Genomic DNA, 12,488 nt, shown 5'->3' with positions numbered 1-12,488 from the left:
TACCGGCGCCAGTAGCGTGTCGGGCATGCCGTCCACCCTCGCCTGCATCGGCCTCGACGTCGCCGGCCTCGACGAGCTCAACGCACACCTGTCCGCGATGCCGGCCGAGGTCGCGGGCCGCGTCGACGGCGTCGAGTCGATCCGCTACGGCGACGCCAGCGGGGCGCGCGTCGTCGTCACGATCGACGCCGAGGGCGAGACGCTCGACCTCGTCCCGTCGTACGACGCCCGCCCCGGCGCGCTGCTGGCCGACCTCGGACCGCACGGGCGGGTCACCGCGGCCGACGTGCTCGACGACGACCAGGCGCTCGCCACCCGGATGGCCGCCGACCTCGAGCAGCGTCCGCACCTGACCACGACGGTGTCCGGCCCGCTGCGTGCGTCGGTCGTCGCGCTGGGTCTGGAGATGTCGGTGCTCGCCGACGAGGCGGCGTTCCGGGAGTCGCCCGTCAGCGTGCTCGGCGAGCCCGAGCCGGGTGCCGAGCCGACCAGGTTCGCGGCGCAGTCGTTCCTGTCCTACGGGCTGTTCGGCGACCCGGCGGACGCCGAGCCGACTGCCTACCTGGCCGGCACGGTCCTCGAGGCGGCCACGCACACCCACGGCGTGACCGGCCAGCCCTTCCACGTCGTGCGCGCGCAGACCGCCGGCTTCGTCGTCACCACCTGCCTGCCGGGCTCGACCCACGCCACGACCCCCGAGCCCGGCAACGTCGTCGCCGGGTCGTGCTACCTCGTCGCCGACGTGCCGACGCTGTGGGTCGTCGAGCCGCAGCGCCGGCGGCGGCGCCGGCGCTGACTCCGACGGCCCCCTACTCCCCCTTGCGGAACCGGTCGTCGAGCCACAGCTTCATGCTGCCCGCGACGCCGGCGACGTCGTGGACCAGCTTGCCGAGCGCGTCCTGGGAGGACTCGAACGCGCTGGAGTAGGACTTCGCAGCCTCCTTGGCCGCGTCGGTGACGCCGGCGTCGTCGTCGTCGGCGCGGCGCGGGTAGGCGCCGCCGAGGATGGCGGCGTACTCACCGGAGTCGACCCAGCGCCGCAGCTCGGCGGCGCGGACGACGGCGAAGGGGTGGGTGGTCTTCTCGACCAGCATCAGCTTGAGCACGGAGTCGCGCAGGTCGCCGCTCTCGAGGTACTCCTGGCCCTGGGCCATGAACGTCGCCAGGTCGAGCTCACCCATCAGCCCGCCGCTGGCCAGCTGCATGTGGGCGCGGATCGCGGCGGCGGGTTCCTGGGTGGCCAGCAGGCCGGCCCGGTCGGCGGAGAGCTCCGACTTGCGCGACCACTCGTAGAGCGCCGCGATGATCGCGCGGATGCCGAGGCCGCCGAGCGGGATGGTGTTGAGGACGCCGGTCAGGTTGATCAGGCGGTGCAGGAGCGTGCGGTAGACGGCGTGGCCGCTGAGCGCGTGACCGAGCTCGTGCCCGATCACGAACCGCAGCTCGTCCTCGGCGAGCAGGTCGACCAGGGCGGAGTTAAGGACGATGATCGGCTTGTCGAGGCCGATGGTGACCGCGTTGAGGGTCGGGTCGGAGCGCACGAACAGCTCGGGCACCTCGTCGGCGTCGAGCACCCGGGCGGCGTCGCGCAACAGGAAGTGCAGCGTCGGGAACTGCCGCTCGTCGACGCGCACGGCGGTGCCCAGGTAGAGCAGCCGGGTGGTGCGCTCGTTGACGAGGCCCGAGATCGCCTTGAGCACCGTGTCGAAGCCCTTGAGCCGGCGCAGCGCGACGAGCGCGCCGCGGTCGGCCGGGTGCTCCCACGCGCGGGAGCTGATGCCGGTGAGGGTGGCCCGCGAGCGGGACGGCTGGGTGGTCACGCGGTCACTGTAGGCAGGCCCGTCCACCTCGGACCGTCGCGTCAGGCCCGGTAGACGTCGACCTCGGTGGCCTTGACGCTGAGGAACACCGCCAGCCCCGGCACCAGGTCGAGCTCGGCCGCCGCCTCGGGCGTGACGTCGGCGGCGAGCTCGCCGGCCCGCACCCGCACCAGGTCGCCCAGCAGCTCGACCGAGGTCACCGTCACCGGGACGACGTTGCGCGGGCTGCCGTGCGGCTCGTCGCGGTAGACCGCGACCGCCGAGGGGCGGAACACCGCGATCGCCGGGTCACCGTCGTCGACCCGGCCGCCCCCGGGCCGGCCGCCCAGCGACGTGCCGTCGGCGAGGACGACGCCGTGACCGCGCCACCGCCCGGAGACCAGGTTGAGCCCGGCCAGCCGGGCGGCGAACGCGCTGCGCGGCCGGGTCAGCACCTCGCGGCTCGGGCCCTCCTCGACGACCCGGCCGCCGTCGAGGACCACCACCCGGTCGGCCAGCAGCAGCGCGTCGAGCACGTCGTGGGTCACCAGCAGGCAGGTGCGCCCGGCCAGCACCGTGCGGAGCGTCTGCCGCAGCTCGGGCATGACCGCCACGTCGAGCGCCGCCATCGGCTCGTCGAGCAGCAGCAGCTCGGGGTCGGCGGCCAGCGCCCGCGCCACCGCCGCCCGCTGCGCCTGCCCGCCGGAGAGCTGCCCCGGTCGCCGCGACGCCAGGTCGCCGACGCCGACCTCGTCGAGCCAGCCCTGCGCGGCCCGGCGGGCGGCTCCCCGCGACGACCCCGCGCTGCGGGGCCCGAACGCGACGTTGTCGAGCGCGCTCAGGTGCGGGAAGAGCAGCGGCTCCTGCGCCAGCAGCGCCACCCGCCGGCGGTGCGGGGCCACGTCGACCCGCCGCCCCTCGTCGTACGACGCCAGCACGCGTCCGGCGAGCTCGACCCGGCCGCGGGTCGGGCGCAGCAGCCCGGCCACGACGGAGAGCACGGTCGACTTGCCCGCGCCGTTGGGGCCGAGCAGCGCGATCGTCTCGCCCTCGGCGACCTCGAGCGCCACCTCGACGTCGCGCCCGGCGACCTGCACGTCGACGACCAACGTCATCGCACGCTCCGACCCGGGCGCGCGAACCCGATCACCAGCACGGCGACCACGACGAGCACCAGCGCCAGCGCGATGGCGGCGTCGGGGTCGGTCTCGCGCTGGAGGTAGATCTCCAGCGGCAACGTCCGGGTGACGCCCTCCTGGCTGCCGGCGAAGGTGACGGTGGCGCCGAACTCGCCGAGCGACCGGGCGAAGGCGAGCACCGCCCCCGAGACCAGACCCGGCAGCGCGAGCGGGAGGGTGACCCGCCACAGCACCGTCGTGGGCCGGGCCCCGAGCGAGGCGGCCACCACCTCGTAGCGCTCCCCCGCCGTGCGCAGCGCCCCCTCGAGGCTGACCACGAGGAACGGCAGCGCCACGAACACCTGGGCCATCACCACCGCCAGCGTCGAGAACGACACCTCCTCGCCGACCACCTCGAAGGTGCGACCGACCAGGCCCCGCTTGCCGAACGTGTAGAGCAGGGCCAGCCCGCCGACGACCGGTGGCAGCACGAGCGGCAGCAGCACCAGCGAGCGCAGCACCCCCTGACCGGGGAAGCCGGTGCGGGCCAGCACCAGCGCCATCGGGACGCCCACGAGCACGCACGCCACCGTGCTCGCCGCCGACGTGCGCAGGCTCAGCCCGAGCGCCGCGCGGGACGACTCGGAGGTGACCAGCCCCCAGAAGTCCGTCCACTCGACCTGGACGACGATCGCGACCAGGGGCAGCAGCACGAACAGTGCGCCGACCGCGGCCGGGACGACGATCCACCGCGGCAGGCCGACCGAGCGCTCCACTACGGCGTCCCGAACCCTGCGTCGGCGAGGATCCCGCGCCCGGTCGCGGACAGCACGAGGTCGACGAACTCCTGGGCGAGGTCGGGGTCGGCGGCGTCGTCGAGGGTGGCGATCGGGTAGCGGTTGACCACGTCGGCCGCCTCCGGGACGTCGATGACGAGCACGTCGTCACCGGCGGCGAGCGCGTCGGTGACGTAGACCAGGCCGGCGTCGGCCTGGCCGGAGGTCACCTTGCCCAGCACGTCGGCGACCGACTGCTCCTCGCTGACGGGTGCGAGCTCGATCCCGGCCGCCTCGGCGACGCCCCGGGCCGCGGCACCGCACGGCACCTCCGGGGCGCAGACCACGAGGTCGATGTCGCCGGCGAGGTCGTCGATGCCCTCGATGCCGGCCGGGTTGTCGGGCGGCGTGACGACCTGCAGGGTGTTGGTGGCGAAGACCTGCGGGTCGCCGCCGAGGTCGTCGCCCGAGAGCTCGGCCATCGTGCGCTCGTCGGCGGTGGCGAGGACGTCGGCGTCGGCGCCGTCCTGGACCTGGGTGACGAGGTCGGACGAGCCGCCGAGGACCAGCTCGACCTCCACGCCCTCGTGCTGCTCCTCGAACTCCGCGGCGAGCTCCTCGAACGTCGCCCGCAGCGAGGCGGCCGCGAAGACCGTGACGGTCGTGTCGTCGTCGCCCCCGCAGGCGGTGAGCGCGGGGGCGAGGACGACGAGCAGGGCGACGGGGAGCAGGACGCGCACGGGGGCCTTCCGGGTCAGGGGGTCTCGACGACGACGTTGGTCGACTTGACCGACGCCACGATCCGCGAGCCGGGCGCGAGCCCCAGCTCGTCGGCGGCCTCGCTGCTCATCAGCGACACCAGCCGGTAGGGCCCGCAGATCATGTCGACCTGCGCCATCACGGCGTCCTTCTTGACCGCGACCACGATGCCGGCCAGGCGGTTGCGGGCGCTGACGTGGGAGGCGCGGGTGCCGTCGCGGTCGGGCTCGTCCGCGAGCGACCGCGCGAGCGCGGCCAGGTCGGTGCCGGCGACCTCGGTACGGCCGGACGCCGTGGACGCGGCCACGCGTCCGGAGTCGATCCAGCGCCGCAGGGTGTCGTCGCTGATGCCCAGCAGCGCCGCGGCCTCCACGATCCGGTACGTCGTCACCGGCCCATCATGCCGCAACTGCGGCTGGAATGCGCCGATTCTTCCGCACCTGCGTCTCTGCCGGATGCGCGCTCCACCGTCGCCGAGACTTATTAGGTTAGGCACACCTTATTTAGGTTAGTCTCACCTTGCTCACGCCGACTGCCTCCGAAGGACGACCCACCCATGCCCCGACGCCCGCGCCACCCCGCCGCCCCGGCCGCGGCCACGGCCGTCTTCCTCGCGCTCGTCGCGCTGGTCGTCTCCGGCTGCGGCCCGGTCGTCGGCGCGGACGACGCACGCAGCGACGACCGGCCCGTGACGGTCGTGCCGCGGCTGGCCGACGTCACGCCGCTCGACGACCCCCGCGCGTGGGAGGGCGTCGTCGACGTCAACCTGCCCGACGCGCAGATCGAGCCCGTCGAGGACGACCCCCGGCCGAGCCTGCCGGCGACCGTCACCGACGCGCAGGGCGAGCGGGTCACGGTCACCGACACCAGCCGCGTCCTCGCCCTCGACATCTACGGCACCCTGGCGCACACCGTCTTCGAGCTCGGTCTCGGCGACCACGTGGTCGGCCGCGACGTCTCGGCGTCCTTCCCCGAGATCGCCGACCGGCCCCTGGTGACCCAGAACGGTCACGAGCTCGACGCCGAGGCGATCCTCGCCCTCGACCCGACCGTCGTGCTCACCGACACCTCCCTGGGCCCCTACGACGTCCTCCTGCAGCTCAAGGACGCCGGCATCCCGGTCGTGGTCACCGACTCCCACCGCGGCCTCGACAACATCGCCTCCCTCACCCGGCTCGTGGCCGACGCCCTCGGCGTCCCCGAGGCCGGCCGCGAGCTCGGCGCCCGGCTGGAGGCCGAGGCCACCGAGGCGGCCGCACAGATCGCCGAGGTGGCGCCGTCCGACGTCACCGGCAGGCTGCGCACCGTCTTCCTCTACGTCCGCGGGCAGGCCGGCGTCTACTACATGTTCGGCGAGGGGTCCGGCGCCGACTCGTTGATCGAGGCGGCCGGCGGCTACGACGTCGCCGCCGAGATCGGCTGGAAGGGCATGAAGCCGGTCACCGACGAGGCGCTGATCGACGCTGCGCCCGACGTCCTGCTGATGATGAGCAAGGGTCTGGAGTCGGTCGGCGGTGTCGACGGCCTGCTCGAGCGGTTCCCCGCCCTGGGCAACACGCCCGCCGGCGAGCACGAGCGGATCATCGCCATGGACGACGACCAGGTGCTCGGCTTCGGTCCGCGCACCGCCGACGTCCTCAACGCGCTGGCCGTGGCGCTGTACGCACCGGACGCGCTCTGATGGTCGACCTGGCCCCGGGCACCTCGGTGCGGACGCTCCCGGCCCCCGTCGAGCGGACCCGCTCGGTGCGCACGCCGCTGTTCCTCGCGGCCCTGGGCATCGGCCTGGTCCTGGCCGCGCTCGCCGCGGCCGGGTCGGGTCAGCTGGCCGTCCCGTTCGACCAGGTGGTCGGGTCGGTGCTGCACCGGCTCGGCCTCGACCTCGGCACCATGCCCACCCACCCGCGCGGCGACGCCACCTTGTGGTCGGTCCGCTTCCCCCGCGTGGCGATGGCGGTCGTCGTCGGCGCCGCCCTCGCCGTGGCCGGCTCGCTGATGCAGGGCGTGTTCGGCAACCCGCTGGCCGAGCCCAGCGTGGTCGGCGTCTCGGCCGGCGCGGCCGTGGCCGCGGCCGCCTCCATCGTCTTCGCCTGGACCTTCGCCGGCGACTGGACCATCGCCGTCTGCGCGTTCGTGGGCGGCCTGGTCACCACGCTGGTCGTCTACGCGCTCTCCCGCGCCGACGGCCGGACCGAGGTCGTCACCCTCGTGCTCACCGGCATCGCGGTCAACGCGGTCGCCGGCGCCGCACTCGCCTTCTTGATGTTCGCCGGCGACACCCAGGCGCGCGAGCAGATCGTCTTCTGGCAGCTCGGCAGCCTCAACGGCAGCCGCTGGCAGTACGTGTCGGTCGTGGCGCCGCTGGCCGCGGTCGGCATCGTGGCGGCGCTCCTCAGCGCCCGCAGGCTCGACCTCCTGGCCCTCGGCGAGCGTCCGGCCCGCCACCTCGGGGTCGACGTCGAGCGGCTGCGCGTCGTCCTCATCGTCGTGGTCGCCCTGCTGACCGCCGCCGCGGTGAGCTTCTGCGGCATCGTCGCGTTCGTCGGGCTCGTCGTCCCCCACCTGGTGCGGATGGTGACCGGTCCGGCCCACCGGGTCCTGCTGCCGGCCTCGATGCTGGCCGGCGCCCTGGTCCTCGTCGTCGCCGACACCGCGGCGCGCTCCTTCGTCGCCAACGCCGACCTGCCGCTGGGCATGCTCACCTCGCTGGTCGGCGGACCGTTCTTCTTCTGGATGCTGCGCCGCACCCGGCGCTCGGCGGGGGGCTGGGCATGAGCGGCCGGGCCCCGGTCACGGCGCGCGGCGTCGTCGTCCGGTTCGGGACGACGACCGTCCTCGACGGCGTCGACCTCGACGTGCGGCACGGCGAGGTGCTCGCGCTGGTCGGCCCCAACGGCGCCGGCAAGTCGACCCTGCTCGCCGTCCTGGCCGGCGACCTGGCGCCGGACGCCGGCACGGTCGAGGTCCTCGGTCGGCCGCTCGCCGCGTGGCGGCTGCGCGACCTCGCCCGCGAGCGGGCGGTGCTCACCCAGGAGCACCGGATCGCCTTCCCGTTCCCGGTCGCGGAGGTCGTGCGGATGGGGCGCGCGCCCTGGCGCAACCGGCCGGAGGAGGACCACGACGACGAGGTGGTCGCCGCGTCGATGGCCGTCACCGAGGTCACCCACCTGGCCGACCGCGCGTTCGGCGTGCTCTCGGGCGGGGAGAAGGGCCGGGCGTCGTACGCGCGCGTGCTCACCCAGGCCACCGGCATCCAGCTCCTCGACGAGCCCACCGCCGCGCTCGACCTGGGGCACCAGGAGGCCGTGCTGGCCCGGGCCCGCGCCCGCGCCGACGCCGGCGACGCGGTCGTCGTCGTCCTGCACGACCTCAGCCTCGCCGCCGCCTGGTCCGACCGCATCGTGCTCCTGCACCGGGGCCGGGTCGCGGCGGAGGGGTCGCCCGCCGACGTCCTGCGGGCCGGCCTGCTGAGCGAGGTCTACGAGCACCCCGTCGAGGTGCTGCCCCACCCGGCCACCGGAGCGCTGCTCGTCCTGGCCGACCGCCGTACCGTGGCGGAGGCGAGCCCGTGATGCGCCGGCTCGTCGTCCTCGCCGTCGCCCTCGCCGTCGTCCTGGGGGCCGCGTCGACCGCCCCCGCCGCGGCCGACTCGACCGTCGAGGTCTCCAACGACCGGGGCGGCGCGCAGGCCGACGTCACCTATCGGACGGCGTTGACGATCCGGGGCAGCGGCTTCCAGGTCGTGCGCGGTGGGTTCGGCGGCGTCTACGTGATGTTCGGCTGGGTCCGCGACCCCGGCGGCGGGGCGTGGCGACCCTCGCGCGGCGGGCTGACCGGGCAGGACTACCGCTACATCCCCGACGCCGAGAGCACCGCGGACAGCCAGGGCTACCTCCGGTTCGTCGCCTTCCCCGGCAGCTCCACCGCCGGCGAGGCCGCGGCGGTGCTCTCGCCGTCGGGCGGCTTCACCGTCGACCTGACGATCCCCGGGCCGGTCTTCCAGAGCGTCGACCGCGACGGCGACGTCGCCGAGGTCGACTGCCGCGAGGTCACCTGCGGCGTCATCACGGTCGGCGCCCACGGCGTCGCGAACGCCGCCAACGAGTCCTTCACCCCGGTCCGCTTCGGCGACGTCTACGGCGCCGAGCCACCGCCGGCGGCCGGCCCCGCGGCCCCCGTCGAGCCGACCACCACGACACCCCCCACCGCGGCCGACCCGACCACGGCGGACGTCGGCACGCAGGCGACCCGCCCGGCGGGCCGCAGCGGCCCGGCACCGAGGACCGGGCTCGCCGTCGACCGCGCCACCGCGGTCGCGGGGCGCGCCCTGACCTTCTCGGCACGCGGCTTCACCCCCGGTGAGCAGGTGGTCGCGGTCCTCGACGACGGCATGGCCGCCCTGGGGCCGATGGTCGCCGGCGCCGGCGGCGAGGTCGCCGGCGTCCTGCAGCTGCCGCTCGAGACCCCCGTGGGCACCCACGCACTGCGGCTGACCGGCGCCGCCTCGGGCACCGAGCTGGAGCAGCGGTTCCCCGTCGCCGCGGGCCCGGCCGCCGCCACCCGTCCTGCCGCCGGGACCACGACGTCCGACGAGACGCCGGCGGCGACGCTCTTCCTCGGCGCGAGCGTCCTGGTGCTCCTGGTCGCGGCCCTCGGGTACGCCCGGGCGGCCCGGCGCCGCCGACGCCGGACGACCCCCGTCACGGGCGCGGTCACCCCGGTGGTGGCGCCGTGAACCGACGACGGCACGCCCTGGTCGGCGCCACGCTGACCGCCGCGGCGGCGTTCGCCCTGCCGGTGACCGCGCTCGGCGCCACCCCCGCGGCCACGTCACCGGCCACGTCACCGGCCACGTCACCGGCCACGTCACCGGCCGCGGACCCCACCACCCCGGCGGCAGGGGCCTTCGAGGTCACCGACGCCCAGCTGCGCTGGGGCCTCAACGACGAGAGCAACAACCGGGCGTTCGCCCCCGGCACCGTCAACTTCCTCTCCGCCGGCACGGTGCCCGACCCCGGACGCGGCGGCCAGACGGTGCGCGACGGCGTGTGGCAGGGCACCCGCACCCGCGCCTGGTGGGCCGAGCGGGGCGACGTCCGGATCGAGAAGCGGCGGCCCGACGGCGACCACGCCCTCGCCACCTTCGCCGGCCTGTCCACCACCGTCGACGGCGCACCGATGTCGGGCACCAACGGCCCGTTCTCGGGTCACCAGGTCGTCGTCGACGGCGGCACGGGCGAGGTCGACGCCGACGCGGGCACGGCGACGATCCGCTGGAAGGGGTCCTTCACGGTCCTCTACTACTCCGGCATGAACTTCTTCACCGTCAGCGATCCCGTGCTCAGCGTGACCCGCTCGCGGGCCACCCTGCGGGCCACCCTCGGCGGCTACGCGACGTCGATGGAGGACCAGACCCAGTGGTCCGCGGTGCGACCGGCGACCGTCGTCCTGGCCTCCCTGCCCCGGCCCGACCTGTCGTCCCCCGGCGGGTTCTCCTCGCAGCCGCACTACCGCGGCGTCCGCCACGACGCGCCGGCCGGCGGCGTCGACCAGGTCCGCACCGGGTCCTCCTGGGGCGCGTTCCCGGCCGACTTCCTCGCCTTCCAGCACCGGCTGGGGTCGGCCGCCTACTGGTACTCCAGCGGCGGCTCGGCCGACGCCCACAAGGTCCCGAGCCCCCTCACCGTCAGCTACGAGGCCGGCGACCCGATCGCCGTCCCCGACGAACCGGACCCGGAGTCACCCCCGGAGCCCACCGAGGTGCCCACCACCACGGAGAACCCGCCACCCCCTCCCCCGGTCCCGACCCAGCCACCGGCCCAGCCGCCGGCCCCGCCGCTGCCGGCTGTCGACCCGCCCGCGCCGCCGCCCGACCCGGCCCGGGACGTCCCGCCGCCGGCAGCCCCCGCGGCCACCCCGCTCACGACGGCCGTCGGCGCCGTCCCCACCGTCCACGCCCTGGCCTCGTCACCGACGACGTCGGGTCCGGATCCCGGTCCGTCACCGCCCGCCTGGCAGTGGTGGCTCGGGAGCGCGCTGCTGCTCGGGGCAGCCGCACTCACCCTGCTCAGCATCCGCTCGAAAGGAACCCCATGAACCGCCCACTCCGCCGAGGCGCCGCCGCCCTGACGTCACTCGCCGTGGCGACAGCCGGTCTCGCCCTCGGCGTCTCCACCGCCGCTCCAGCCCAGGCCGCCGAGGTGGCCGTCACCGACGCGACCTTCACCTGGGACCTCAACAACGAGGCCACCAGCGGTGCCTTCGCCCCCGGCACCTGGAACCTGATGTCCGCTGGCCGGATCGGCGACCCGGGGACGGGCGGCCAGACCCTCGCCGGACCCAACGGCGCCACCTGGCTCAACGGCGCGCCCGCCGGGTGGTCCGCGACGACGGGCAACGTCACCGTCGAGGACCTCCAGCCCGGCGGCGGCCACGCGCCGGCCACCTTCGCCGGCACCCGCACCAACACCCTCGGCGCCAACGCCAACACCAGCGGGGTGCGCGGCGAGACCCGTCTCGTGTTCTCCGAGGGCACCGGGACGGTCGACGCCGCGGCCGGCACCGCCGAGATCTCGTGGGACGGCGACGCGACGCTGCTCTTCTACTCCGGCATGACGTTCTTCTACCTCTCCGACCCCGAGCTGACCGTCGCCGCCGACGGCGGGGGCACGGTCACCGCCACGGTCGGCGGGTACGCCACCTCGATGGACGACCCCGACGCCTGGGAGGCGCTGCCCGAGACCGAGGTCACGGTCGCCACGCTGTCCGACGTCGACGTCACCGAGACCGGCATCGCCACCACCCCGGCGTACCGCGGGGTCACCTACACGGCGCCGTCGTCCGCGGTGCCCCAGACGACCACGGGTGCCAGCTGGGGCGCCTTCCCCCAGTCGTTCGTCGACTTCCAGCAGACCGTCGGCCAGGGTTCCTACTGGTACTCCAGCGGTGGCGCGGCCGACGCCCGCAAGGTCGCGAACCCGCTCGCGGTCGACTACGACGCGAGCCCCGAGCCCGCCGTGCCGCAGGTGACGGTCAGCGACACCGACCTCCTGCCGAGCGGGTCCTACGAGGTCGAGGTGGAGGGCACCGGGTTCGACCCGGCAGCCGTCACCGGGACCCGTCCTCCGCTGCTCGGGCGATCTGGTGGCACCTACGTCGTGTTCGGCAAGTTCGCCGAGGGATGGCGGCCCTCCCAGGGCGCGCCCGGGGCCTCGCGCAAGAACACCAGCCAGCGGTGGGCCGTGCGGGCCGAGGACATGACCACCGTCGGGGGCGAGGCCGCCGGCGCCGTCGAGCTGACCCCCGAGGGCACCTTCAGCACGACCCTCACCATCGACAAGTCCGCCATCGACGCCGCCGCGACGGACCCGTCCCTGGTCAACTACGGCGTCTACACCTACCCGGGCAGCGGTGCGGTCAACGCCGCGTTCGAGACGTACACCCCGATCACCTTCACCCCGGCCAGCCCCGCGCTGACGATCACGGCGCCCGCCACGAGGTTCGGCCAGGCCTCCACGGCGGTCGTCCGGGTCGCCAACGACGGCGCCGACGGCACCGTGACGCTCCAGCGGGGGTCGACCACCATCGGCACCGAGCCCCTGACCGGAGGCGCCGCGACGTTCGGGCTCGGCAAGCCCGGCGCGGGCGCCCACCTGCTGACCGCGACCTACTCCGGCTCGGTCAACGTCGCGGCCGGCAGCGGCAGCGCGACCCTGAGGGTCGGCAAGGCCACCAGCAGGACGGTCCTCCGGGTGCCCGGTAAGCCGACCCGCACCAAGGCGGGTCGCGCCGAGGTCACCGTGTCCTCGCCGACCACTGCCCCCACCGGCAGGGCCCGGATCCAGGTCACGAAGGGGGCCAAGGTGGTCCGCACGATCACGGCGGCGCTGCAGCGGGGCCGGGCCACGGTGCGGCTGCCGCGGCTCGCCGCGGGCGCCTACCGGGTGGTCGCCACCTACCCCGGCAACGCCAACGTGGCGGCGTCGGTCTCGAGGTCCCGCCTCACCGTCCGCTGAGCACGTCCTCCCAGCACCCCG

Annotated in this window: 12 protein-coding genes; 7 read left to right on the top strand and 5 right to left on the bottom strand. The window is 75.2% G+C overall.

The annotated features are described in order from the left end of the window. The first annotated feature begins 25 nt into the window (after positions 1 to 25). Positions 26 to 796: a hypothetical protein gene (locus AC4MBH_RS01075; RefSeq protein ID WP_491792476.1), complete on the top strand. Its 771-nt coding sequence runs from the start codon at positions 26 to 28 to the stop codon at positions 794 to 796. A 13-nt stretch (positions 797 to 809) separates the two neighbouring features. Here AC4MBH_RS01075 and AC4MBH_RS01070 read toward each other — a convergent pair whose 3' ends face one another. Genes AC4MBH_RS01070 through AC4MBH_RS01050 form a run of 5 tightly spaced genes read right to left on the bottom strand, consistent with a single transcriptional unit; the run spans position 810 to position 4,843 of the window. Continuing rightward, positions 810 to 1,820 carry a M48 family metallopeptidase gene (locus AC4MBH_RS01070; protein ID WP_491792475.1) on the bottom strand — a complete coding sequence of 337 codons (1,011 nt, stop codon included), beginning with the start codon at positions 1,818 to 1,820 and terminating at the stop codon, positions 810 to 812. Positions 1,821 to 1,861: 41 nt separating this feature from the next. Beyond that, positions 1,862 to 2,914, bottom strand: coding sequence for a sulfate/molybdate ABC transporter ATP-binding protein (locus AC4MBH_RS01065; protein WP_491792474.1), 1,053 nt, complete (start codon positions 2,912 to 2,914; stop codon positions 1,862 to 1,864). After that, the gene (locus AC4MBH_RS01060) at positions 2,911 to 3,693 is read right to left on the bottom strand and encodes an ABC transporter permease (protein WP_491792473.1); all 783 of its coding nucleotides are present in this window, start codon (positions 3,691 to 3,693) and stop codon (positions 2,911 to 2,913) included. Before AC4MBH_RS01060 ends, AC4MBH_RS01065 begins: the two co-directional genes overlap by 4 nt. Further along, positions 3,693 to 4,433 (bottom strand): molybdate ABC transporter substrate-binding protein, encoded by a 741-nt coding sequence (gene modA, locus AC4MBH_RS01055; protein WP_491792472.1) that lies wholly within the window; start codon positions 4,431 to 4,433, stop codon positions 3,693 to 3,695. The genes AC4MBH_RS01060 and modA overlap by 1 nt, the downstream gene beginning before the upstream one ends. A 14-nt stretch (positions 4,434 to 4,447) precedes the next feature. After that, complete coding sequence (locus tag AC4MBH_RS01050; protein WP_491792471.1) at positions 4,448 to 4,843, bottom strand: TOBE domain-containing protein; 396 nt, start codon at positions 4,841 to 4,843, stop codon at positions 4,448 to 4,450. Between the two features lie 165 nt (positions 4,844 to 5,008). On the opposite strand from AC4MBH_RS01050, the gene AC4MBH_RS01045 reads away from it, so the two are divergent. From AC4MBH_RS01045 to AC4MBH_RS01020, 6 genes are read left to right on the top strand one after another with little or no spacing between them, the layout of a single operon-like run. Then, positions 5,009 to 6,133 (top strand): heme/hemin ABC transporter substrate-binding protein, encoded by a 1,125-nt coding sequence (locus AC4MBH_RS01045; RefSeq protein ID WP_491792470.1) that lies wholly within the window; start codon positions 5,009 to 5,011, stop codon positions 6,131 to 6,133. Continuing rightward, positions 6,133 to 7,227 carry a FecCD family ABC transporter permease gene (locus AC4MBH_RS01040; RefSeq protein ID WP_491792469.1) on the top strand — a complete coding sequence of 365 codons (1,095 nt, stop codon included), beginning with the start codon at positions 6,133 to 6,135 and terminating at the stop codon, positions 7,225 to 7,227. The genes AC4MBH_RS01045 and AC4MBH_RS01040 overlap by 1 nt, the downstream gene beginning before the upstream one ends. Beyond that, positions 7,224 to 8,024 carry a heme ABC transporter ATP-binding protein gene (locus tag AC4MBH_RS01035; RefSeq protein WP_491792468.1) on the top strand — a complete coding sequence of 267 codons (801 nt, stop codon included), beginning with the start codon at positions 7,224 to 7,226 and terminating at the stop codon, positions 8,022 to 8,024. Before AC4MBH_RS01040 ends, AC4MBH_RS01035 begins: the two co-directional genes overlap by 4 nt. Beyond that, positions 8,021 to 9,187: a hypothetical protein gene (locus AC4MBH_RS01030; RefSeq protein WP_491792467.1), complete on the top strand. Its 1,167-nt coding sequence runs from the start codon at positions 8,021 to 8,023 to the stop codon at positions 9,185 to 9,187. Before AC4MBH_RS01035 ends, AC4MBH_RS01030 begins: the two co-directional genes overlap by 4 nt. Next, positions 9,184 to 10,548: a hypothetical protein gene (locus AC4MBH_RS01025; protein ID WP_491792466.1), complete on the top strand. Its 1,365-nt coding sequence runs from the start codon at positions 9,184 to 9,186 to the stop codon at positions 10,546 to 10,548. Before AC4MBH_RS01030 ends, AC4MBH_RS01025 begins: the two co-directional genes overlap by 4 nt. Next, positions 10,545 to 12,467, top strand: a complete 1,923-nt coding sequence (locus AC4MBH_RS01020; protein WP_491792465.1) for an Ig-like domain repeat protein — start codon at positions 10,545 to 10,547, stop codon at positions 12,465 to 12,467. Before AC4MBH_RS01025 ends, AC4MBH_RS01020 begins: the two co-directional genes overlap by 4 nt. Positions 12,468 to 12,488 lie beyond the last annotated feature (21 nt).

The organism is Nocardioides sp. WJ219 (genome assembly GCF_058559815.1).
Note: the sequence above shows the minus strand (reverse complement) of the source record. Positions and strands in the feature narration are given on the sequence as shown.

What these genes read in the sequence shown, in the direction of transcription:
- AC4MBH_RS01045 (WP_491792470.1), top strand. Translation starts at nt 5,009, where the DNA reads ATGCCCCGACGCCCGCGCCACCCCGCCGCCCCGGCCGCGGCCACGGCC.
- AC4MBH_RS01075 (WP_491792476.1), top strand. Translation starts at nt 26, where the DNA reads ATGCCGTCCACCCTCGCCTGCATCGGCCTCGACGTCGCCGGCCTCGAC.
- AC4MBH_RS01035 (WP_491792468.1), top strand. Translation starts at nt 7,224, where the DNA reads ATGAGCGGCCGGGCCCCGGTCACGGCGCGCGGCGTCGTCGTCCGGTTC.
- AC4MBH_RS01040 (WP_491792469.1), top strand. Translation starts at nt 6,133, where the DNA reads ATGGTCGACCTGGCCCCGGGCACCTCGGTGCGGACGCTCCCGGCCCCC.
- AC4MBH_RS01065 (WP_491792474.1), bottom strand. Translation starts at nt 2,914, where the DNA reads ATGACGTTGGTCGTCGACGTGCAGGTCGCCGGGCGCGACGTCGAGGTG.
- AC4MBH_RS01020 (WP_491792465.1), top strand. Translation starts at nt 10,545, where the DNA reads ATGAACCGCCCACTCCGCCGAGGCGCCGCCGCCCTGACGTCACTCGCC.